This window comes from Pseudokordiimonas caeni (genome assembly GCF_026719705.1).
In the GTDB taxonomy this organism is placed as follows: Bacteria; Pseudomonadota; Alphaproteobacteria; order Sphingomonadales; family Kordiimonadaceae; genus Gimibacter; species Gimibacter caeni.
The window spans coordinates 338,721-361,765 of sequence record NZ_JAPPRR010000001.1 but is presented as its reverse complement, the minus strand read 5'-3'; the positions used below and the strand labels follow the sequence as shown (position 1 = coordinate 361,765).

At 62.5% G+C, this 23,045-nt stretch carries 15 protein-coding genes; 10 read left to right on the top strand and 5 right to left on the bottom strand.

Annotated features, from left to right (window positions below; genetic code table 11):
- The first annotated feature begins 15 nt into the window (after positions 1-15).
- Complete coding sequence (locus OU694_RS01460; protein WP_308909235.1) at positions 16-1,767, top strand: bifunctional protein tyrosine phosphatase family protein/NAD(P)/FAD-dependent oxidoreductase; 1,752 nt, start codon at positions 16-18, stop codon at positions 1,765-1,767.
- Positions 1,768-1,795: 28 nt separating this feature from the next.
- The gene (locus OU694_RS01455) at positions 1,796-3,559 is read left to right on the top strand and encodes a SulP family inorganic anion transporter (protein WP_308909234.1); all 1,764 of its coding nucleotides are present in this window, start codon (positions 1,796-1,798) and stop codon (positions 3,557-3,559) included.
- Here the strand turns inward: OU694_RS01455 and OU694_RS01450 are convergent.
- The gene (locus OU694_RS01450; RefSeq protein WP_308909233.1) at positions 3,556-5,616 is read right to left on the bottom strand and encodes a S9 family peptidase; all 2,061 of its coding nucleotides are present in this window, start codon (positions 5,614-5,616) and stop codon (positions 3,556-3,558) included. The two genes, OU694_RS01455 and OU694_RS01450, sit on opposite strands and share 4 nt — an antisense overlap.
- A 229-nt stretch (positions 5,617-5,845) precedes the next feature.
- Here OU694_RS01450 and OU694_RS01445 point away from each other — a divergent pair, with 229 nt between their 5' ends.
- From OU694_RS01445 to OU694_RS01420, 6 genes are all read left to right on the top strand, one after another.
- Positions 5,846-8,251 carry a TonB-dependent receptor gene (locus OU694_RS01445; protein WP_308909232.1) on the top strand — a complete coding sequence of 802 codons (2,406 nt, stop codon included), beginning with the start codon at positions 5,846-5,848 and terminating at the stop codon, positions 8,249-8,251.
- Between the two features lie 69 nt (positions 8,252-8,320).
- A complete protein-coding gene (locus tag OU694_RS01440; protein WP_308909231.1) occupies positions 8,321-10,336 on the top strand; it encodes a tetratricopeptide repeat-containing sulfotransferase family protein in 2,016 nt (671 codons plus the stop codon).
- Between the two features lie 46 nt (positions 10,337-10,382).
- Complete coding sequence (gene moaA, locus OU694_RS01435) at positions 10,383-11,420, top strand: GTP 3',8-cyclase MoaA (RefSeq protein ID WP_308909230.1); 1,038 nt, start codon at positions 10,383-10,385, stop codon at positions 11,418-11,420.
- Positions 11,421-11,429: 9 nt separating this feature from the next.
- Entirely contained in the window at positions 11,430-11,960 is a 531-nt protein-coding gene (gene moaB, locus OU694_RS01430; protein WP_308909229.1) for a molybdenum cofactor biosynthesis protein B, read from the top strand.
- 1 nt (position 11,961) lies between these two features.
- A complete protein-coding gene (locus OU694_RS01425) occupies positions 11,962-13,002 on the top strand; it encodes an oxidoreductase (protein ID WP_308909228.1) in 1,041 nt (346 codons plus the stop codon).
- A gap of 1 nt (position 13,003) precedes the next feature.
- Positions 13,004-13,795, top strand: coding sequence for a crotonase/enoyl-CoA hydratase family protein (locus tag OU694_RS01420; protein ID WP_308909227.1), 792 nt, complete (start codon positions 13,004-13,006; stop codon positions 13,793-13,795).
- Between the two features lie 3 nt (positions 13,796-13,798).
- Here the strand turns inward: OU694_RS01420 and OU694_RS01415 are convergent, their stop codons facing one another.
- Both OU694_RS01415 and OU694_RS01410 read right to left on the bottom strand, forming a co-directional pair.
- The gene (locus tag OU694_RS01415; protein WP_308909226.1) at positions 13,799-15,319 is read right to left on the bottom strand and encodes a serine hydrolase; all 1,521 of its coding nucleotides are present in this window, start codon (positions 15,317-15,319) and stop codon (positions 13,799-13,801) included.
- Entirely contained in the window at positions 15,316-16,725 is a 1,410-nt protein-coding gene (locus OU694_RS01410) for a Na+/H+ antiporter NhaC family protein (RefSeq protein WP_308909225.1), read from the bottom strand. Before OU694_RS01410 ends, OU694_RS01415 begins: the two co-directional genes overlap by 4 nt.
- Before the next feature lie 152 nt (positions 16,726-16,877).
- Here OU694_RS01410 and OU694_RS01405 point away from each other — a divergent pair, with 152 nt between their 5' ends.
- Together OU694_RS01405 and kynU are read left to right on the top strand one after the other, a co-directional pair.
- Positions 16,878-17,960, top strand: a complete 1,083-nt coding sequence (locus OU694_RS01405; protein ID WP_308909224.1) for a dipeptide epimerase — start codon at positions 16,878-16,880, stop codon at positions 17,958-17,960.
- A 37-nt stretch (positions 17,961-17,997) separates the two neighbouring features.
- Entirely contained in the window at positions 17,998-19,251 is a 1,254-nt protein-coding gene (gene kynU / locus OU694_RS01400; RefSeq protein ID WP_308909223.1) for a kynureninase, read from the top strand.
- Between the two features lie 18 nt (positions 19,252-19,269).
- Here kynU and OU694_RS01395 read toward each other — a convergent pair whose 3' ends face one another.
- Together OU694_RS01395 and OU694_RS01390 are read right to left on the bottom strand one after the other, a co-directional pair.
- The gene (locus OU694_RS01395) at positions 19,270-20,292 is read right to left on the bottom strand and encodes a LacI family DNA-binding transcriptional regulator (protein WP_308909222.1); all 1,023 of its coding nucleotides are present in this window, start codon (positions 20,290-20,292) and stop codon (positions 19,270-19,272) included.
- A 146-nt stretch (positions 20,293-20,438) separates the two neighbouring features.
- The gene (locus OU694_RS01390) at positions 20,439-22,976 is read right to left on the bottom strand and encodes a glycoside hydrolase family 3 protein (protein WP_308909221.1); all 2,538 of its coding nucleotides are present in this window, start codon (positions 22,974-22,976) and stop codon (positions 20,439-20,441) included.
- Positions 22,977-23,045: the final 69 nt, after the last annotated feature.

Here is a 23,045-nt window from a genome sequence, read left to right as displayed (position 1 = left end):
CAGAGGAGCGCGCAAATGGACATCCGCAAGATCGGCCCCGGCCTATCCGTCTCGCCGCAGATCCGGGAAATGGAAATCGGCATCCTCGCCGCTCAGGGCTTCAAGGGCATCGTCTGCAACCGCCCGGACGGCGAGGAAGACGACCAGCCCGCATCGGCAGCCCTGCAAGCGGCAGCCGAACGGCACGGCCTCGCATGGCGGAACATTCCCGTCGTCTCGGGTGCGATTGCAGACAAGGATGTCACAGCGTTCCGCGAAGCATTGGCTGAACTGGAAGGACCTGTCCTCGCCTTCTGCCGCACCGGCACACGCTCGGCCACGCTTTGGGCGCTCGCTGAAGCGGGGCATCTGTCGGTCGATGCCATCCTTTCGACCGTACACGAGGCCGGCTACGACCTCTCAGGCCAGCGCGAGCGCCTGCAGGGCACCGCGGCGCGGCGCGACACCGATAATCTGCGCAAGCAGTTCCCCAAAACGCGCCCCCATGATGTGGTAATCGTCGGTGGCGGCGCGGCCGGCCTTGCCGTGGCCGCCAGCATCCTGAAACGCCGCCCGCATCTTGATGTGACAGTGATCGAGCCGCGCGACATCCATTATTACCAGCCAGGCTGGACGCTTGTGGGCGGCGGCGTGTTCAACCGGGACCAGACCAAACGCCCGATGGCGTCGGTCATCCCGCTTGGCGCCAAATGGGTTCAGGCGGCGGTTGCCGAATTCAAGCCCGAAGACAATGCCGTGTTGCTCGAAAACGGAGAAAGCGTGCATTACAAGGTGCTGATCGCCGCGCCCGGCCTGCAGCTTGATTGGGACAAGATCAAGGGGCTGAAGGAAACGCTTGGCCAGAATGGTGTTACCTCCAACTATCGTTTTGATCTCGCCCCCTACACGTGGGAACTCGTTCGCACACTCAAATTCGGGCGGGCGCTTTTCACGCAGCCGGTGATGCCCATCAAATGCGCGGGCGCCCCTCAGAAGGCCATGTATCTGGCCTGTGATGCCTGGAAGCGGCTCGGCGTGCTGGGCGATATTGATGTGAATTTCCACACGGCAGGCGCGGTTCTGTTCGGCGTTGCCGACTATGTGCCCGCGCTGATGGACTATGTTAAAGCCTATGACGCGCATCTCCATTTCAAGGAAAGCCTGGTCGCGGTCGATGGCAGCGCCAAGACGGCAACCTTTGAAGTGACGGACAATGAAGGTGTCACGCGCACCGAAACCCGGCCCTTTGACATGATCCATGTGTGCCCGCCGCAAGGGCCGCTGGATTTCATGAAGAAAAGCCCGCTTGGCGACGCTGCCGGTTGGGTCGAAGTCCATCACGACACGCTGCAGCATGTGCGTTACGGCAATGTCTTCGGCCTTGGCGACGGCTGTTCTGCCGCCAACGCCAAAACCGCGGCGGCCGTGCGCAAACAGGCACCTGTCGTGGCGCTCAACACGCTCGCTATCCTCGACGGCAAGGCACCGAGCGCCATCTACGAAGGCTATGGCTCCTGCCCCCTCACGGTCGAGCGCGGCAAGGTGGTCCTCGCCGAGTTCGGCTATGGCGGCAAGCTGCAGCCGACCCTGCCCCGCTGGCTGATCGATGGCACGAAGCCGACCTTCCTCGGCTGGTTCCTGAAGGAGAAACTGATGCCCGGCATCTATTTCGACCTTATGCTGAAGGGCCGTGAGTGGCTGGCAGAACCAAACGTCCTGTCGCACGCGCCGCGCCCGTTCGAGGTGGAAGCCGCCTGCGATTTCGATAGCAGCAACCGCCAGGTTTGATAGAGTTTCCAGCCAAGGAGGACAGGCCATGAAGTTGCTCCCTCGCCTCTCCCGTGTCCTGCCCATCCTTGGCTGGGCCTCGCTATACAGCCGTGACCAGCTGGTCAGCGACCTGACGGCCGCCGTGATCGTGACGATCATGCTGATCCCGCAGTCGCTGGCTTATGCCATGCTAGCCGGCCTGCCGCCGCAGGTGGGGCTTTATGCCTCCATCCTGCCACTTGTCTTCTATGCCCTCTTTGGCACCAGCCGGGCGCTGGCAGTTGGCCCCGTCGCCGTCATCTCGCTGATGACCGCCGCTGCCGTCAGCCGCATCGCCGAGCCCGGCACCATCGGCTATGTGGAAACCGCGACAGCGCTTGCCGTGCTTTCGGGCGTCTTCCTCATTGGCATGAGCGCCTTGCGGCTCGGCTTCCTCGCCAATTTCCTGAGCCATCCGGTGATTTCCGGCTTCATCACGGCTTCCGGCATCCTGATCGCCGTCAGCCAGCTTGGCACCATTTTCGGCATCAAGGCGGGCGGGCATACGCTTGTCGAACAGCTTGGGGGGCTTCTCGGCCATCTGGACGAGACGAACGTACCAACGCTGGTGATCGGCGCCCTAAGCGTGGCTTTCCTCTATTTCGTCCGCCTGCGACTGAAAAGCGTGCTGATCGCGCTTGGGGTGGGCAAGCGCGCGGCGGACCTTATCACCAAGGCGGGGCCGGTGCTCGCGGTCGCCGCCACCACGCTCGCCGCCGCTGGCCTGTCGCTGGAAGACAAGGGTGTAAAAATCGTCGGCACCGTGCCCGTGGGCCTGCCGGCCCTGCAGCTGCCGATCCCGAGCCTCGGCCTTGTTACCGAGCTTGGCATTGCAGCCGCACTTCTGAGCCTCATCGGCTTTGTCGAATCCGTATCGGTCGCCCAGACGCTTGCCGCCAAGCGGCGCCAGCGGATCGACCCCAATCAGGAACTTGCCGCATTGGGTGCCGCCAACATCGGTTCGGCCATGAGCGGCGGCTATCCGGTCACCGGCGGCTTCGCGCGGTCAGTTGTCAATTATGACGCGGGTGCCGAGACCCCGGCGGCGGGCGCCTTCACGGCGGTGGGTATCGCCGTCGCCACCCTGTTCCTGACGCCCTATCTTTACTTCCTGCCCAAGGCAACGCTCGCCGCCACCATCATCGTGGCCGTGCTGTCCCTTGTGGACTTTGGCGCCATCCGCCGCACATGGACCTATTCGAAGGGCGACTTTGCGGCGATGGCCGCCACCATCCTGATCACACTGCTTTCCGGCGTTGAAAACGGCGTGGCAGCAGGCGTGGTACTTTCAGTCGTGATCCTTCTTTACCGTTCCAGCAACCCGCACACGGCGATCGTCGGACTGGTGCCAGGGACCGAACATTTCCGCAATGTGCACCGCCACAAGGTGGTCACCAGCCCGAGTCTCCTGACGCTCAGGGTGGATGAAAGCCTCTATTTCGCCAATGCGCGGTTTCTGGAGGACCGGATCTACGATCTCGTCGCCGCCAACCCTGCGCTCCGCCACGTGGTGCTGATGTGCCCGGCAATCAATGCGATTGACGCAAGCGCGCTTGAAAGCCTTGAGGCCATCAACGAGCGCTTGAAGGACAGCGGCGTAACCTTCCACCTGAGCGAGGTGAAAGGCCCGGTGATGGACCGGCTGAAGCGGTCCCATTTTCTGGATGCCCTCACCGGCAAGGTCTACCTCAGCCAGTATCAGGCAGTGCTGGACCTCGCCCCCCGTATGACGAAGGAGGACGAGGCCCTGGAAGAAGGTGCGGGGATTTAGTCCGCTTTCTTCTCGTCTTTCTTTGCTTCCGCCGTCCGGGCTTCGCACTTGCCGAGGATGTGGCAATCGTACCAGGCGATATAGCGCTGGTAGCGGTCCACCACGAAGCTCGGCCGGTCGATGCCGTGATCCTCATCCGGATAGACAACCAGTTCCGTCGGAATGCCGCGGCGCTTCAGCGCCTGATACAGCTGCTCGGAGTTCTGGATCGGTACGTTCCAGTCTTCCTTGCCACCCATCACGAGTGTGGGCGTCGTAACCTTGCCGACATCGTTGAAGGGGTTGATCTTTTCCCACGTTTCGCGGCTTTCCCACGGCAGGCCAAGCTCGGCTTCCCATGTCAGCTGATAAATGTCGTGGCCATAGTTCGCGGTGTAATTGACCTCGCTCGCGCCCGAAATCGCCGCCTTGAAGCGCGTCGATTTTGTGATCACATAATTGGTCATGATACCACCATAGGACCAACCGCCGACACCAAGCTTGTCGGGGTCCGCCACGCCCATGGCGATGGCCTCGTCAACGGCAGCCATTTCGTCGGCAAAGTCCTTCACGCCCCACTCGGCGAAGATAGCAGCGGAGAAATCCTCACCGTAGCCGGTGGAGCCACGCGGATTGGGCGCTAGCACCGCATAGCCTGCTGCCGCCAGCACCTGCATTTCCTTATCGAAGCCGACCGAATGCTGGGCAACCGGCCCGCCGTGCGGCCGCAGCAACATCGGCACCTTGGTGCCCTGCGTGTAATTCGGCGGGAGATAGAGATAGGCCTCGACCGGCGTGCCGTCGGCGCTTTTCGCGGTGATCTTCTGCACGCTTGCGAGCGTGATACCGGCCAGCCGCTCTGCATTGCGGTCATCAAGCACGGCCCAGCCCTTGCCGCCAAGCTTGCCAAGCGCCAGCGGGCGTTCAGGCGTTGCCCGTGTCGTGATCACTTCGCCCTTCTTGCCGATAGCAAAATCACCGGTATCGCCGCCAGCTGGATCCAGCCGCGTGACCTTACCCGATTTCACATCGACCGAAATCAGCGGATATTCGCCAGCGTCTTCAGCCACTGCGAGCACTGATTTGCCGTTCGGCATGAATTCGGGATTGTAGACCATGCGGTCATAAGCTGCCGTCAGCACCTTCGGCGTGCCGCCCTCGGCCGGGATCACGGCGAGATGCCGGGTCGCGTACCAGATTTTATCGAGCGTCGTGACGGTCGTGTAGGCAATCGTCTTGCCGTCCGGGCTCCATGCCGGGCTGCCATCCTCCCCCGGATGGGTGGTCAACTGGCGCAGGGGCCGGTCCTTCAGCCCCGCTTCGGCTGAGACGACCCAAACATCGCTGTTCACATTGCCGTCGGGCTCCGCCGTCCGGTTGCTCTCAAACGCGACACTTTTGCCATCCGGGCTCCAGGCCGGGTTTTCGTCGTCATAGTCGCCGAAGGTGATCTGCTCGGGTTCGCCTTTGCCGTCAAACAGATAAAGGTGTGCGCGGCGGCGGTCGAGATAGCCGACACCATCCTGCTTGAACTGCAGCCGGTCGATCACCCAGGGCTTCGGCTTGTCTTTCCCGTCCTTGCCTTTCTCGGCTTCGGGCTCGGGGTCGGTGATGGTCAGGAGCATGCGGCTGCCATCCGGCGACCAAAGGTAATCGTCCACCCCGCCTTTCACTTTCGTATGCTGGATCGCCTCACCGCCCCGCCGGTCCAGAAGCCAGACCTGCGTGCCGGCGTCATCACCTTCGCCTTCCTTGTTGGCGAGGAAAGCGAGGTACCGGCCATCGGGTGACCAGCGTGGTGAACGGGCACGAGTCGCCGGTGCGGTCATCGGCAGCTTCTGCTTCCCGTCCGCCGAAACCATCCAGATCTGGCTGGCGCCGCGGTCGGCCTCAAGATCGGCGCCATACACGCGGTAGGCGATCCAGCGACCGTCCGGGCTGATGGCCGGGTCCCCGATCGTCTCCAGTTTCATGGCATCGTCGATGGTCAGAACACGTGGCGGCGTTTCCGCCCATGCGCCCGATGCGAGCATTGCGCCGAGCAGAATCGCTGCAGCGCTGATCGTTTTGGTCTTCATGATTTCCCCCCAATGTGCTGCCCCTGCAGCAGTCCGTGACGTTCGCATTACGGAATTGTGATCATTTTGTTTGCCTGATGGCAAGACTCCTGCTTAGCTGATGGCACCGAAGTTTAGGTAAAAAAGGTCTGACCGGAAGGTCAGGATAGTTGAAGGGCCAAGGCTGCATTAACGACATCACGATCGGAAGCCAGAAAGCAGCCAGCCCCCTAACAGGGAGTGGAAGCAGATGACCAATCACTATACTTGCCGGCGGCATGCACGCATGCTGCTTGGTGGCGTTGCCCTTGCCAGTGTCATGGGCGCCACCGGCGCCGTTACGGCACAGGAAGCCACCGGCGACAATGAAGAACTGAGCCTCGAAGAAATCGTTGTTACCTCGCGCAAGCGTCAGGAAATGCTCGTCGAAGTGCCGATGAACATCACGGCTGTTGGCGCCAAGGAAATCCTGAAACGGAACCTCATCAACAAGGAAGACGTTTACCGCACGGTGGCAGGTGCCGCCAACCCGCGCGGCGAACTGATCCTGCGCGGCCTTTCGGGTGGCAACGACTCGACCCCCGGAACCTCGAGCTCGTTCACGGATGACATTCCCTACGATTTCGATGACCTTTTCGACATCGAACGTGTCGAGGTTCTGCGCGGCCCGCAGGGCACGCTTTATGGTTCCAACGCCATTGGCGGCACGGTCCGTATCATCACCAACAAGCCGCGCCTCAACGAAGTTGAAGCCTTCGGTGCCGCTATCCTGGAGAGTGAAAAGAACCGTCCCGACCTCGCCAGCTTCATCTATGCAGGCGTCAACATCCCCCTGATCGATGACAAGCTGGCTGCGCGCGTTACCGGCAAGGTTGGAGACCGTTCAGGCAAAATCCTGAACACCCAAACAGCTGACTATGGCTTTGAAAAGGACATGTATGTCCGTGCCCAGATGCTGTGGCAGGCAAACCCGGAGACAGAGGTGGTCTTTGGGTATGTTCACCAGCGTTATAAGTCGCAGGGTTATGAATATGCAGACCGGTCCCAGCCCGGCTATTATTACGAAGCAATCCTGACCGAGAACCCGGATGCCCTTTATGGCTATGACGTGGCTCTCGACTTCCCGTCCTGCTCGGGCGAGCGGCCGGAATGCCGCGGTGTGACCGACAGCATCAACCCGGACTACAATCCGAAGTTTGCTGTGTGGGAGAGCCTTGATCCCTGGGTTGACGAAATGATGGACCTTGCCACGCTGCGCGTGAACAAGGAAAATATCTTCTCGGGTGCGGATCTCATCTATGCCGGGTCCTGGCGCCGGTTCGACCATGAATCGCTCGACAACTGGTCGCGTTCGGACGCGAACGACCTGTTCAAGACCTGGATCACCAACGATGACGGCCACAAGCGCTGGACCCATGAAGTTCGCCTGCAGTCAAACACCGGCGGTGCCTTCGACTGGACGATCGGTGGCTTCTACGATTCGGTCGATTACGGCAACCGCCCGAACGGCCAGTGGCAATATCACGCTAGCGACAACAAGAGCCGCGCGATTGCCGCTTATCTCTGGGGCTATTATTGGGGCCTCGGCGACCCGAGCGAAATCGGTGCCCGCCTCTATGGCGATGACACCAAGAACTACAACTATAACCAGATCGAACTGACGTCCCGTGAAATGGCCCTGTTCGGTGAAGCAAGCTACCGGCTTGAAACCGAAGCTGCGGGCGCCTTCGAATTCACCGCGGGCCTGCGTTACTATGACCTGAAGGATACCGAGCACTCGATCGTTTCGGGCATCTGGATCGGTGACGAGCCGAGCGTTTCCGAGACAAAGGGCGACGACGGCAAGGAAAACGGCACCCGCAAGAAATTCGGGGTGTCGTGGATGCCGTCCGACGAAATGTCGATCTTCGCCATCTATTCGGAAGGCTACCGTCCGGGCGGCAACAACGGCCCAACCCCGCCGGCAGACTGCCGTAATGACGAAAACGTCGGCTCCTACGTGAACCGCTACAATTCGGACAAGATCAAGAACTATGAGGTCGGCTTCAAGGGCTTCCTCGCTGATCGTCGTCTGCAAGTTTCGTCCGCTGTTTACCAGATCGACTGGACTGACGTGCAGACCAGCGTCTATATGCCGAGCTGTGGCTTCTCCTACACCGCCAACGCCGCCTCGGCTCGTGCACGTGGCGTGGAGTTCGAGAGCACGGCTCTCCTGATGGAAGGCCTGACCCTGAGCGTCAATGCTTCCTACACGGACAGCAAGATGACCTCCGACGCACCGGCAATCGGTGCTGAGAAGGGCGACGACATGACGATGGTGCCGAAGTATAACTATTATGTCGCGCTCGACCAGGAGTTCGATCTTTTCTCGAAAGAGGCTTCGGTTCGTGCAGAGCTTGCCGGTTACGGTAGCTACTCGTCGCACTTTGGTGTCCTTGAATCGGATCGGTCGCCAGGCTATGAGGTTGTCAATGTTTCGGGCTCGATCAATATCAACGAGAATGTTCGCTTCAGCCTGTATGTGAACAACCTCCTGAATACCGAGATCATCGAGTACAAGCGGTCGCGCTATCGCAGTGAAGCTGCACTTGGCGAGAAATACTTCTATTATGGTGCTGAACGCACCGTCTCGCTCCGTCTCGACTTTACCTTCTAAGGTATTTAAGCGTACCCATGACGGCGGGCCTTCGGGTCCGCCGTTTTCTATTCCGCCGGAAGGATACCCATGTCGCTGCCCCCTTATGCCGCCGAAGTTGATGCTGCTGCCCGGATGATCCGCGAGGGCCGCCCGCTCGACGCCGCTGCAAAGCTGGCGCCGCTTGCCGCCCAACACCCTTCCGATGAAATTCTCCTCAGCCTCCATGCCACCGCCCTGATGCGCGGCGGCGAACTGCAGGCAGCTCTCACCGCGTTCGAACGTGCGGTCAGCCACCATCCGCGCTCCCGCGACGCCGCCGCCGACCTTGGCTTTGCCGCAATGCAGGCGGGCGTTCCCGACAAAGCCATCGAAGCATTCGAACGCGCCGTCGGGCTTGACCGCAGCTTCTATCCCGGCTGGTGCTTCCTCGCGCGTCTGCATCTGGAGACGGATGACATGGATCGCGCCTTCGCGGCCTACCGCGCCGCCCTCAACACCGACCCGTTCGTCAAGGACGGGACCGCCATTGAGGCCGCGATGAAGGCCGAACGGTACGGCGAGGCCGAACGCATCGCCCGCACGCTTCTCTCCCGCCAACCGGGTTATCCGCCCGCTGCCCGCACGCTCGCGACCCTTGCGGGCCAGGTCGGGGCCATTGAAGAAGCACCGAAAATCCTCGGCTATGCCGTGCCCCTTTACCCGGCTGACATGCCGCTCCGGCGCGCCTTCATCGTCTCGCTTGAAGAAGCGGGCGACTATAAAGGTGCCATTGCAGAGGCCGAAATGCTGACCCGCCTGATGCCCGGCGACGTGGGCAGCCACCTGACGCTCGGCCGGGTGCATGGCCATGCCGGGCAATATGAGGCCTCGCTTGCTGCCTATGACGCAGCCCTCACACTTGCCGGTGACGGCGAGGAACGCGGCCGCATCGCCCTTCTGCGCGGGCATATCCTCAAAATCCTCGGGCAGCGCGATGAAGCCATCGCCGCCTACCGTGAAAGCGCCAGCATTGTGCCCGGCAACGGCGCTGCCTGGTGGGCGCTGGCCGACATGAAAACCTACCGTTTCTCAGCGGATGACCGCCGCCAAATGGAAACATTGGCGCAGGATGCCGCGCTCAAGGGCGAGCAGCGCTCGCAAGCCGCCTATGGGCTTGGCAAGGCATTCGAAAATGACGGCGACCACAAAGCCGCGTTCCACTGGTACAGCGAAGGCGCCCGCCTGCGCCCTGATATCCGGTTTGACGTGGCGGAAAATGACGCCGTCATCGATAACCTGGTCAGCGCCCTCAAGGGGGACAATCTGAAAGTAACCGCTCCCGCCGACCCCGCCCTGCCTCGCCCGATTTTCATCGTCGGCCTGCCGCGGTCGGGCTCCACGCTCATTGAACAGATACTGGCGAGCCACAGCCAGATCGAAGGCACGATGGAACTGCCAACCCTGCCGCAGATCGAACGGCGCATGCGCATCGCGGCAGGCCAGAAAGAGGGCGGCGAATGGCCGGCGAATATCGGCGCGCTGACAGCCGATGAACTGGCCGCCTTCGGCCGTGCCTATATCGAGGAAACGGCCCTCTTCCGTACCGGCAAACCGTATTTTATCGATAAGCTGCCCCCGAATTTCGAACGGGTCGGCCTCATCCACAAGATCCTGCCCGGCGCCATCGTCATCGATGCGCGCCGCCACCCGATGGACACGGGCTATAGCGCCTTCAAGCAGCATTTCGCGGGCGGGCATGAATGGAGCTACGATCTCGCTCATATCGGCGCCCATTATAATGCCTATCTGCGGCTGATGGATCATTGGGCCGAAGCCCTGCCGGGCCGCGTGCTGACCGTGCAATATGAGGAAATGGTGGCGGACACCGAAGCCACCATCCGCGCGGTCCTCGATCATGTCGGCGTGGCGTTTGAACCCGCCTGTCTCGAGTTTCATAAAAACGACCGCGCCGTGCGCACCGCAAGCAGCGAACAGGTCCGCCAGCCGATCTACAGGAAAAGCGTGGCCGTGTGGCAGCAGGTGGAGGCCGAACTCAAGCCGCTCGCCGACGCTTTGGGGGTAGCGACCCTCGCCCGCTTTCAAGGCTTTATCCCGAAGCTGTGATGCAGCGCGGCTTTACGCCCCCATCGGGCGTTGCTAAGGTCGCTTCATGAATGTTTTAGCCGACATGCAGGATGTAGACGCGGGCAACCGCCCCCTGATCGACCCCTTGGGCCGGACGATCACCTATCTGCGCGTGTCCGTCACTGACCGGTGCGACCTGCGCTGCGCCTATTGCATGCCACAGGCCATGACCTTCCTGCCGAAGGCCGAACTTCTGACACTGGAGGAACTGGATACCCTGATCCACGCCTTTATGCGGCGCGGGGTGCGCAAGATCCGCCTGACGGGCGGCGAGCCGCTGGTGCGACGGGGCATCGAAACCCTGATCGAGCGACTGGGGCACGAAGTGAAGGCTGGCAATCTTGATGAGCTGACCCTCACCACCAACGGCACCCAGCTTGCCGCCCATGCCGAAACGCTCGCGAAAGCCGGCGTGAAGCGGATCAATGTGTCGCTCGACACGCTCGACCCCGACACCTTCGCCCGCCTCACGCGGCGCGCCGTGCTGTCGGACGTGATCGCCGGGCTTGATGCTGCGCAGGCGGCCGGCTTTTCGGTGAAGATCAATACAGTTGCCCTCAGCGACTATAACGCCCACGAAATCCCGGCTCTGATCGAATGGGCGCATGGGCGCGGCATGGACCTGACACTGATCGAAACCATGCCGATGGGCGAGATTGACGGCGACCGGATGGACCAGTATCTGCCCCTTTCGGAAGTCCGCCGCCAGCTTGAAGCCAATTGGCGGCTCACCCCCATCCCGCACCGCACCGGCGGCCCGGCGCGTTATGTGCGGGTGGAAGAAACCGGCGGACGGCTCGGCTTCATCACGCCGCTCACCCACAATTTCTGCGATGGCTGCAACCGGGTGCGGCTTACCTGCACTGGCCGGCTTTACATGTGCCTTGGTCAGGATGATGCCGCCGACTTCCGCGCCCTGATGCGCGCTGGCGCCGATGCCGCAGGTCTTGATGCGGCCATCGATGAAGCCATCGGCCGCAAGCCCAAGGGGCATGATTTTCATATCGATGCCACCCACCGCAATCCTGCCGTTGCCCGGCAGATGTCGGTCACCGGCGGCTGAGGAGACTTTATGGCTGGAGTTGACGAAAGCCTCGCCTTCAAGCCGGTGCGTATCGCCATACTCACCGTGTCCGATACCCGCACGCTGGAAACCGACAAGTCCGGCAGCACACTTGCCGCGCGGATTGAAGCCGCTGGCCATATCCTCGCCGACCGCGCACTCGTGAAGGACGACAAGACGGACGTGAAAGCCGTCGTCACCCGCTGGATCGATGACCCGGCCATTGATGCCATCATCACCACCGGCGGCACCGGCCTTACCGGCCGTGATGTGACCGTTGAAGCCGTGCGCCCCCTGTTCGAGAAGGAAATCGAAGGCTTTTCGGTGATTTTTCATCAGGTGAGCTACCAGACAGTCGGCCTTTCCACCCTGCAGTCGCGGGCATCTGCCGGCCTTGTGCGCGGTACTTTCATCTTCCTGCTGCCGGGGTCCACCGGCGCCGTGAAAGATGCTTGGGACAATATCCTGAAGTTCGAATTCGACGCGCGCTACCGGCCCTGCAACCTTGTCGACATCATGCCCCGCCTGATGGAAAGCTGAGATGATCCGCACCGCCGTCATCGGCTACGGCGCCTCGGCGCGTATCTTCCACCTGCCCTTCATCGATCTTGATCCGGCCTTCGAGCTTGTCGCCGTTTCCTCAAGGCAGGCGGAGCTGCGCGCTGACCATCCCCATATCCACCATTATGAAACAGGGCCGGACCTGATTGCAGGCACGGACGCCGACCTCATCGTCATCACCTCGCCGAACGACAGCCACTTCCCGCTCGCCAAGGCCGCCCTTGAAGCTGGCAAGCATGTGCTCGTGGAAAAGCCCGTCGCCATCCGCTCGGGCGAGGCCGCTGATCTGATCAAGCTGGCTGAGACCAAGGGACTCACCCTCAGTGTTTTCCATAACCGGCGTTTCGACGGCGATTTCATGACCTTGGCGGAGCTTGTGCAATCGGGCGCCGTGGGCGCAGTGCGGAGTCTCGAATCCAGATTCGACCGCTTCCGCCCGGTCGCCGCCAAGCGCTGGCGCGAGTCAGCAGGGCTCGGCAATGGAATCCTTTTCGACCTTGGGCCTCACCTGATCGATCAGGCGCTTGTGCTGTTCGGCCTGCCGGACGCCATCACCGCCCGCTGCCGCACTCTACGCGAGGATACTGAAGCAACCGACTGGTTCCATCTGCTGCTGCGTTACAGCGACAAGGAGGTCTCCCTGCATGCCAGCCCGTTTGTGGCCGCCCCGAACCTGCGGTTCGCGCTGGATGGCACTAAGGGCAGCTGGCGAAAATACGGCCTCGACACGCAGGAAGCCGCCCGCAAGGAAGGCCGCCTGCCCATCGGTGATGACTGGGGCAAGGAAGCACCTGATTGCCATGGCATCCTCTATGACGGTACGTCCTGCCGTCCGGTGGAGACAAAGGCCGGGGACTACCGGCTTTATTACCGTGCGCTGGCGGACGCCATCCTGAACGGCGCGCCAGTACCCGCAAGCCCCCATGATGCGCTCGCCGGCCTCCGCCTGATCGAGCTTGCCTTGGAAAGCAGCGAAAAGGGCTGCACAATAAGGGTTCCCTTCACCCTTGGGGATATCTGACATGGAAGACGCGCTTGTCCTGACCGAACGCGATGGCCCGATTTTCATCGTCACCATCAACCGACCGGAAAAGCGCAACGCGGTGGACCGGCCTACAGCCTATGCCCTGCGCGCTGCGTTCGAGGCGTTCGAAGCTGACGACAGCCTGAAGGTCGCTGTCCTCACGGGCGCTGGCGGCAACTTCTGTGCAGGCGCTGATCTCGCGAGTGTAGGCGACCCCGAACGCGGCAATGAGGTGGAGCCCACCGGCACCGGCTCCGGTCCGATGGGGCCAAGCCGCATGGAGCTTTCAAAGCCGCTGATTGCCGCTGTTGCCGGCTATGCCGTCGCTGGCGGGCTGGAGCTTGCCCTTCTCGCCGACCTGCGGGTCGCCGAGGAAAGCGCCGTCTTCGGCGTCTTCTGTCGCCGCTGGGGCGTGCCCCTGATCGATGGCGGCACCGTGCGCCTGCCCCGCATCATCGGGCAGGGCCGCGCGCTGGACATGATCCTCACCGGCAGGCCGGTGAAAGCCGATGAAGCCCTTGCCTTTGGCCTCGCCAACCGTGTGGTGGCAGATGGCACGGCACTCGCTGCTACCATCGCACTCGCCAAAGAAATCGCAGCCTTCCCGGAAATGTGCATGCGGGCCGACCGTGTCTCTGCACTCAGCCAATGGGACCTCGGCTTTCGGGATGCGCTTGTCGCGGAGGGCAAAGGCGGATACTCGGTACTTGCCGCCGAAGCGCAAGCCGGCGCCAAACGCTTCGCTGGCGGCGCGGGTCGCCACGGCAAGTTCGGCGACAGCAAAGACTAGGGCCTAGTCGACCCGGCGGAAATACATGGCATCAAGATCGGTGACAGCGCCCTTGCTACCCGCCGTGTAGATCAGCCGGAAGCCGGTGACCCTGTCCCCTTCCCTATCGAACTTCGCGATAAAATCAGCGTCCGCCGTCGGGTCATCCCACTTGATCAGGGTTTTATCTGGGGCGATGGGTCGCATCCTGCCCTTGAAGGCGGCCATACGGGCCATTTCAAAGCCAAGGCCGCCATCTTTCCGGCGTGATATCGTTACGCCACCGTACCATTCATCCGCATAGGTTCCGATATAGGCGTCCTCGGGTGCGGCAAGCGGTACGGTTTCGGGCATCGGAGGCGGGGTGAAGGGTTTGCGGGCGAAGGCGGCAATCCAGTCCTTGTCCGCTTCTTCGGGCGCCAGATACTGCATCAGCAGCGCCTGCATCACGGCAGACTGCGGCCCGCCACTAGTCCCGTTGCTGAGAAGCGTGATGCCAAGGCCGATTTCCGGCACCAGCATTACCTGCGACTGGGTGCCAAGAAGTGCACCTGTGTGCGACACGGTCTGATGCCCTTTCACATCGGCCACCCGCCAGCCGAGCGCATAACTGCGTGCGCTGGTGCCGTCGCGTTCCTTATCCTGCACCGACACCGGCATCGGGGTCACGCCCGTCCACATCTCAGCGATCTGTTCGGGCGCGATCACACCATCACCCCCTTCCAGAAGCGCTGTCATCCAGCGCGCCATGCCCTCGGCGTTGCAGGCAATGCCGCCAGCCGCTGCCATAACGAGCGTGCCGGTGCCGAGCCGGTTGCGATCAACCCTTAGCGGCTTGCCCTCATACGGCACATAAGGCTCGGCTGCGTCAGCAAGCACTGCTTTTGGCACCTCGCCCGCGTAACAATCGATCCCGAGCGGCTTCATCAGCCGCGCTTCCACGAAATCCTCGTAAGGCATGCCGGATAGCGCCGCCACCAGCTCGCCTGCCACCACATAGAGGGCATTGTTATAGGCGTATTTCGTGCGGAAGGGCGCCACCGGCTTGAAACGATGAAGGTTTGCCATCACTTCGGCGCGACTGAAGCCGGATGGCATCGGCCACAACATGAAATCCCCCGCACTCGCCGGCAGGCCGGACCGGTGGGTCAGCAGGTCCTTCACGGTAAGGGCGTCCGTCACCGCCGGGTCATACAGCCGGAAGGCCGGCATGTGGGTGACAAGCCTGTCCCCCCAGCCAAGCTTGCCTTCGGACACCAGCAGCGAAAGCGCGGCCGTCGTGAAGGCTTTGGTCGTGGAGCCCAGCCGGAAATAGGTGCTTGTGTCCACCGGCAAACCGGCGGCAACGTCGCGCAGGCCATATCCCTTCATCAGCTGCACTTCGCCGTTCTTGACGATGGCAATCGCCATGCCCGGCACATCGAACGCCGCGAGCGCCTCTGGCACCAGCGCATCAAGCGCTGCTTCATCCGGCACACCGGCGGCAGCCGGCAGGCTGAGGCAGGCCGCAAGGACAACTGGCCGGGCTGACCGCCACAGGATCACAGCACCACCATTCCCGCCGCGAGATACACCGCGATGGTAACGGCGGCGGCGGTGAGGGCATAGGGGATCTGGGTTCTGACATGCTCGAGATGGTCGCAGCCGGAGGCGAGCGACGAGACGATGGTGGTGTCGGAGATTGGCGAGCAATGGTCACCGAACACCCCGCCCCCCAGAACAGCCGAGAGGATGAAGGCAGGCGGCAGGCCGAGCGTCTGCACGATCGGCATGGCGATGGGCACGAGGATCGCGAAGGTGCCCCACGAGGTGCCGGTGAAGAAGGACATCAGGGCACCCGCGATGAAGAGCGCCGGGGCGATCAGGATGGGTGCCATGCCGCCGCTGACGATCCCGGCGATGAAGGCCCCGGTGCCGAGCGCCTTGAGGCTCGCCCCGAAGGCGATGGACATCAGGAGGATCAGGACCACCGGCATCAGGTCATTCATGCCCTGAAGGCCGATCTCCACCAGTTCCTTGTGACCGAAGCGCCGGTCGAAGACGAGAAGGAGATAGGCGACGAGGCAGCCAAGCACGGTGGCATAAAGGATCGAGCGCGACCCGCTGCCCGCCGCGATGCTGCCATTCCCGGTCCAGAGCATGAAGCCGACCATCCCGAAGATCATGGCGAGCAGCGGCAGGATCATGAAGCGGGAGCGGGTCGGGGCATACTCATGGCCGCCGTCTGCCCCCTCATGGGCGTCGGGCCCGATCCGGCCTTCGGTGGCTTTCACCCGGCCGAGCGGCCCGTGGAACTTCCCGCTTGCCACCGAATAGACGACAATGGCGAGGGTGATGAGGGCATAGAAGTTGAAGGGCACGCTGCCCCAGAGGACGGAGGCCGAACTCATCCCGAGGTCATAGCCACCAAGGAGAGCCAGCACGAAGGCCCCCCAGCCATTCAGGAGAATGAGGATACAGATGGGGGCCGAGGTACTGTCGACAATATAGGCGAGATGCGCCCGGCTGAGGCCGTAGCGGTCATAGAGCCCGCGCGAGAGAAGCCCCGAGGCCAGAACGCTGAGGTTGGATTCGACGAAGATGACCGTGCCGGTCACGGCCGTCAGCCCCAGGGCCTGGCGGCGGGACTTCACAAGCCCCATGCCGACCACCCGGTCGATCACCGCTGCCACCCCGCCCGAGCGGTACATGAAGGCGAGGAGCGACCCGATCAGCAGCGCGAACACCAGCACCCGGGCATTATCCGCATCCGCCACCACGGCAACGATCCGGTCGATGGTGGCCAGCGCCCCCAATCCCACCGACGCCACCGGGCCACTTTGACCGCCCGACACCAGAAGCAGCAGTTCCGACACAAAGAGACCCACCAGCAACGCCGAAAGGACCTCCTTCTTCCACAAGACCAAGGCCAGAACCAATAATGGCGGTAGAACGGTGAGCCAGCCTTCCATACTTCCCCCGGAATAGCAGTCGATCAGGCCGCCCAAGGTGCCGGACAAATGCCTGTGGCGCAAGGCAGGTGCCACCCACCGCACAAAATATTTACGCCCGCGCCGGGGCGTGCGATGGTGGCGGAAATATCACTTCAGGAGTATCAGCGGGTATGCGGATCACGGGTTACAGGCTTGGTCTCCTGAAGGTTCCGCTCGTCACGCCGTTCAAGACCGCGCTCCGCAGTGTCGATACCGTTGAAGATATCGTCCTGAAGCTTGAAACCGACGCGGGCATCTGCGGCTGGGGCGAGGCACCGCCGACGGCGGCTATCACCGGCGAAACGCACGAGAGCATCCTTCGGGCCCTGCGCAGCCATTTGCTGCCCGGCCTTATTGGCCGCCCTGTCGACGAACTGCCTGATTTCAGCGCCCTGCCGCCGGGCAATACGAGCGCGCTTGCCGCGACCGAAATCGCCCTTTTCGACCTGCAGGCGCGGGCGGCGGGCAAACATCTCGCTGGCTTTCTGGGCGGTGGCCCATTGAGCCTTGAGACTGATATCACCATCAGTCTTGATAGTGTCGAGAAGATGGAAGCGGATACGCGCGCGGCCATCAAGGCAGGCTTCGGCATGCTGAAGGTAAAGGTCGGCCGCGATGCGGACCTTGACCTCGCCCGCGTGAAAGCCGTGCATGCCGCAGCCGGTGGCCGCGCCGCCATCCGGCTTGATGCCAATCAGGGCTGGACGGCGGAGGAAACCGTCAGGCTGTTGGACGCCATCGAAACGGCAGGGATCGAGCTTGACCTGATCGAGCAGCCGGTACCGGCGTCGGACCTTGACGGGCTTCTTTTCGTCAGGAAGCGCACCCATGTGCCGGTGCTCGCGGACGAAAGCGCCTTCAACGCTACCGAGGCCCGCCGCGTGCTTGATATGGGTGCCGCCGATATCGTCAATATCAAGCTGATGAAAGCGGGCGGCATCCGGGGCGCGCTCGCGATTGTCGATACCGTGCGTTCCTTCGGTGCCAGTTGCATGATGGGGGCGATGATGGAATCCTCGATCAGTGCCGCCGCCGCCGCGCATCTCGCAGCCGCCGCAAGCGACGTGATCACGCGGATTGATCTGGATGGGCCCGCCCTGTGTACCCACGACCCCGCCGAAGGCGGCAGCCGGTTTGCGGGGCCGTCCATCACGCTCAACGAAACACCGGGGCTCGGCATCAGCTCGGTCGCGAGCTTGACGTGGCTCGACTGAGGCGCGACAAAGCCGCAAGCTTTGGGACGAAAACAGCATGACCGACACCAGAAATCTCACCCGCGATGCCCTCGCCGCCATGGATGCCGCCGACCCGCTGGCGCCCTTGCGCGATGAATTCGACCTGCCGGAAGGCGTGATCTATCTGGATGGCAATTCGCTGGGCGCCGCCCCGAAGGCCGCAATGGCGCGCGCTGAACGGCTGATCCGGCAGGAATGGGCGACCGACCTGATCAAAAGCTGGAACAGTGCCGGCTGGTATGAACTGCCTCGCAGGCTTGGCAACAAGCTTGCCCCGCTCGTCGGTGCCGGTGACGATGAAGTGCTGGTGACGGACGCAACCGGCGTCAACCTTTTCAAGGTTCTCGCTGCCGCTCTCGCCCTGCGCCCGGAGCGCCGCGTGATCGTGATGGAAGGCAGCAACTTCCCGACAGACAATTATATCGCGCAGGGTCTTGTCGACTTTCTGGGGCGCGGCCATGAAATCCGCTTCGCCGAGAAAGACGATATCATGGCTGCGATCGACGACACAGTCGCCGCCGTCTGCCTTACCCATGTGCATTACAAGACCGGGCACCTTCTGGATATGGCTGCCATCACCAAAAAGGCCCACGAGGCCGGTGCGCTTGCCATCTGGGATCTCTGCCATAGCGCCGGCGCGCTGCCGGTGGACCTGAATGGTGCCAAGGCCGACTTCGCAGTCGGATGCGGTTACAAATATCTGAACGGCGGTCCCGGTGCCCCGGCCTTCCTGTTCGTGGCAAAACGCCATCAGGAAGCCGCCCGCCAACCGCTGACCGGCTGGTGGAGCCACAAGGCGCCGTTCGACTTCACGCGCGACTATGCACCGGCACCGGCACTTGCCAAATTCCTGACCGGCACCCAGCCGATCACCAGCCTCGCACTCGTCGAAGCAGGGCTTGATGTGTTCCTGAAAACCGACATGGCAGCGATCCGCAAAAAGTCGCAGGCGCTGACCGGGCTTTTCATCGATCTCGCCGACGAACACCTTGCCCGTTTCGGTGTCACGGTCGCCACCCCGCGCGATGCGGACGCCCGCGGCAGTCAGGTGGCGCTTTCCTTCAAGGATGGCGGCTATCCGGTCATCAAGGCGCTGATCGAGCGCGGCGTGGTCGGCGACTTCCGCGCGCCGGATATCATGCGCTTTGGCTTCACGCCGCTTTACACGCGCTACACTGATGTATGGGACGCCGTCGAAACGCTTGCCTATATCCTTGATAGCGGCCTCTGGCGCGAAGCCCGCTTCCAGGTCGAGGACGCCGTCACCTGACCGTTTCGCTGAGCCGGATTACTTGGGGGCCGGGCCGGTAGAACCGCGCCGGACGAATTTGGTGCCCATCATCACCGGCGTTTCGATTTCCGGCTTTTCACCCGATATCCGCTCCAGAAGGATTTCAACCGCCTTCATGGCCATCTGCTCCACCGGCTGGCGGATGGTGGTGAGCGCGGGCGAAACAGCAGAGGCGAGCGAGGTGTCATCGAAGCCCGTGACGGAGAGGTCCGTCGGCACGCGCAAGCCCATTTCGTCTGCCACCGCGATCACCGCCGCCGCCATATCGTCGTTCGAGGCAAAAATAGCTGTCGGCCTATCCGGCTGCGAGAGGATCTTGCGGGCTGCCGTCAGGCCGCCCGAGAACTGATAGCCGCCTTCCGCCACCCATTCGGGCCGTGCCTCGACCCCGGCCTTGGCGAGTGCGTCATTGAAGGCGCGCTGGCGTTCGCGGGCGTCCGCATGCTCGAGGTCCCCGATGATGAAGCCGATCTTGCGGTGGCCAAGCGTGATCAGGTGCCGGGTCATCTCGGTCGCTGCCGCATAGTCATCAATCTTCACCGACGGAATACCCGGAAAGTCACTGCTCGGCGAGATGCGCACCGCTGGAATATTGTGCCGCACCAAGGTGTTGAGCAGTGATGTATGGTCGCAAACCGGTGGTGTGAGGATCACGCCCGAAAGCCGCACCCGGCTGATCAGCCGCTTCATCTGGGCAAGTGTGCCAGTCCGGCCAAGCAGCTCCACCAGCACATGATAACCTGCCTTCTGGCCCGCGAGGAGCGTGCCGCGCTGCATGCCGGACAGATAATCCCCACGCGGATCATCGAACAGCAGGCCGATCATATAGGCGCGCTCGCCGGCGAGGCTGCGGGCATGCAGGTTCGGCTGGTAATCGAGCTTGTCGAACGCTTCCTGCACAGCGACGAGCTTGTCGGGGCTGACATATTTGCCGCCATTCAGCACGCGACTGACAGTGGTGACAGAAACCCCGGCCACGCGGGCGACATCAATGATCGTCGGCTTCGACTTCGGTGCCATTCCGTATCCTTGGGGCTGGAAACTCACCCGTCATATGAAAACGCTTTCAGGGAATGTGTCAAGCGTCCCCAAACCCTTATCCCCGGAAAAGGGAACGGGGAGGCCGCAGTTGCAGCCTCCCCGTCTGGCACCGTAGCGTGAAGGCCTCAAGGGAAGGGACAGGCCTTCACACCCTCTTCGGTGAGATCAATGGTGATATTCGCAACGGTCGCCTTCATCACGCCCGTCGCAGACAGGCGGAAGGGTTCGGTCACATGGCTGAAGTTCCGGGCGCTGTCTGCAAGGCACACGAGCGGCACGCTGACCTTGCGCCAGCCGCTCGCGTCCGCCGCGCCGATATCCTGTACCTTGGCGAGCGACACGTCGGCGCCGCAGTCCGGCCCGCAACCGAAGCCGACGGTCATGGCTCCAGGCTTGTCGGTTTTCAGCTCGAACGTCAGCGTGGCGCCTGCGGTGTAATAGCCGGACCAGTCGAGCGCCGGCCCGTCGCGCAGGGCGAGCGCGGCCTTTTCGCCGGTCAGCCATTCAACAAGTAGGGCGTCACCCTGCACATTCTTGTCCACCACATTGGCGCGTGCCGTGCCGGTACGGAGGGCGGCATAGGCACCGCTCAGCTGCTGACCGGCCTTGTCATCCGCGATGAACACAAGCCATGGGGCAAGCGGACGGCCGACATAAAGCGGGATATCGTCCATACCCGGCGCCTTCACGCCTGCCACATCCTCGGCAAGCTTGCCGGGGCCTTTGCCTTTGGCCTTATAGTCAAGGCCATAGCCGAGTGCGAACTGCGGGTCATAGCCCTTCTGGCCCTTGTTCAGATTGTCCTGCATCGGCGTTTTCGGCCACGAGAAGGAAAGGCGGCCGGTGAAATCGTGGCGCGGCTTGCCGTTCGCATCGGCTATCAGCACGTCGGCCACCCCGCCCCCTTCACTGCCCGGCAGCCACGCCGCGACAAAGGCGTCGGACGCGTTGATTTCGGGGTTTACCCACATCGGGCGACCGGAAAGGAACACAGATACGACCGGGACACCCTCTGCCTTCAATTTCCTGAGCGTCGCGAGGGCACGCTTGCTACCAGGCTCGAACTCGAGCGTGTCGCGGTCGCCCTGCCCCTCGGCATAGGGTTCTTCCCCGAACACCACCACGGCCACATCGGGCTTTTCCTTGTAAAAGCCGTCGTCCGAAAGGGTGGCGATACCGCCCGCGGCCTTCACGGCGTCGGCGATACCGCCATAGATGGAGGTAGCACCCGGGAAGTCGCTGTTCACATTACCGGTGCCCTGCCAGCTGATCGTCCAGCCGCCGCTTTGCTTGCCGATATTATCGGCCCCGTCACCGGTGACCAGAATGCGGGCAGACGGCTTGATGGGCAGCACACCACCAGCATTTTTCAGAAGAACCAAGCTCTGGCGCACCGCCTGCCGCGCCACGGCACGGTGTTCGGGCGAACCGATCACATCGTCACGCCCCGCAACCCCACGGGTCGAGGGCTTGCCGCCATCGAAGAGCCCGGCGCGCAGCTTGACGCGCAGCATGCGGGCAACGGCATCATCCAGCCGCTTCATCGGAATATCACCGGCCTTCACCTGCGCCAGTGTGTGCTCGTAAAGGCCTTTCCAGTCCTCCGGCACCATGAAAAGGTCAAGGCCTGCATTGATCGAAGCCGCACAGGACACGTTGGTGCAGCCTGGCACCTGACCATGGCCATTCCAGTCCCCAACAATGAAGCCGTCAAAACCCATGCGGTCCTTCAATACATCGGTGAGCAGATAGGGATTGCCGTGCATCTTGGTGCCGTTCCATGACGAGAAGCTCGCCATCACGCTTTGCGCACCGGCCTCAAGCGCCGAGAAATAGCCGGGCGCATGGATATCGCGCAGGTCCTTTTCCGGCATCTCCGCGTTGCCCTGATCGTCCCCCGCTGTGGTGCCACCGTCCGCCAGGAAATGCTTGGCGGTGGCGATCACATGGTTGCCATTCAGGAAATCAGGCGTGCCGGGCTCGCCCTGCAGGCCAAGCACCATTTCACGCGCATAGGCTTTCACCAGCGCCGGATCTTCGGAATAGCTTTCATAAGTGCGGCCCCAGCGGTCGTTGCGGGCAACCGCCACGGTCGGCGCAAAGGTCCAGTCGATGCCGGTGGCACGCACTTCACGCGCCGTCACTTCGCCGATCTTGCGAATGAGGGCCGGGTCATGCATCGCGCCAAGGCCGATATTGTGCGGGAACAGCGTGGCGCCGATCACATTGTTATGGCCGTGCACGGCGTCCGAACCCCAGATGATCGGGACGGCCACGCCGCCATCTGCCGTATCAACAGAGGCTTCATAGAAGGAATCCGCAAGCGCCAGCCACTCGCCGGGTGTCGCATGCTTGTTCTTGTTCGGCAGCGAGCCGCCGCCATTGAGGACGGAGCCCAAGTGATATTTGCGGATGTCGTCGGGCGTCACGAACTGGATTTCGGCCTGCATCACCTGCCCGACCTTTTCCTCGACGCTCATCTTGGCGAGGATTTCACTCACCCGCGCTTCAATGGCGGCATCGGCCTTCACAGCAGACGCAACAACCGGCCAGCTGGCGGCGCCTTCATCGGCAGCCAAGAGCGGCGCAGGCGCCACGCTCATCATCAAGGCGGAAACGGCAAAGGCCTTGGCCGTGCGGCCAAAGGTCTGGTAGGCGGACATACTGGTCTCCCCAATCCCCGAAAGTCTGAACTAGCCGGATCGTGCGGCCCCATTCCGCCCGCCCGGAAT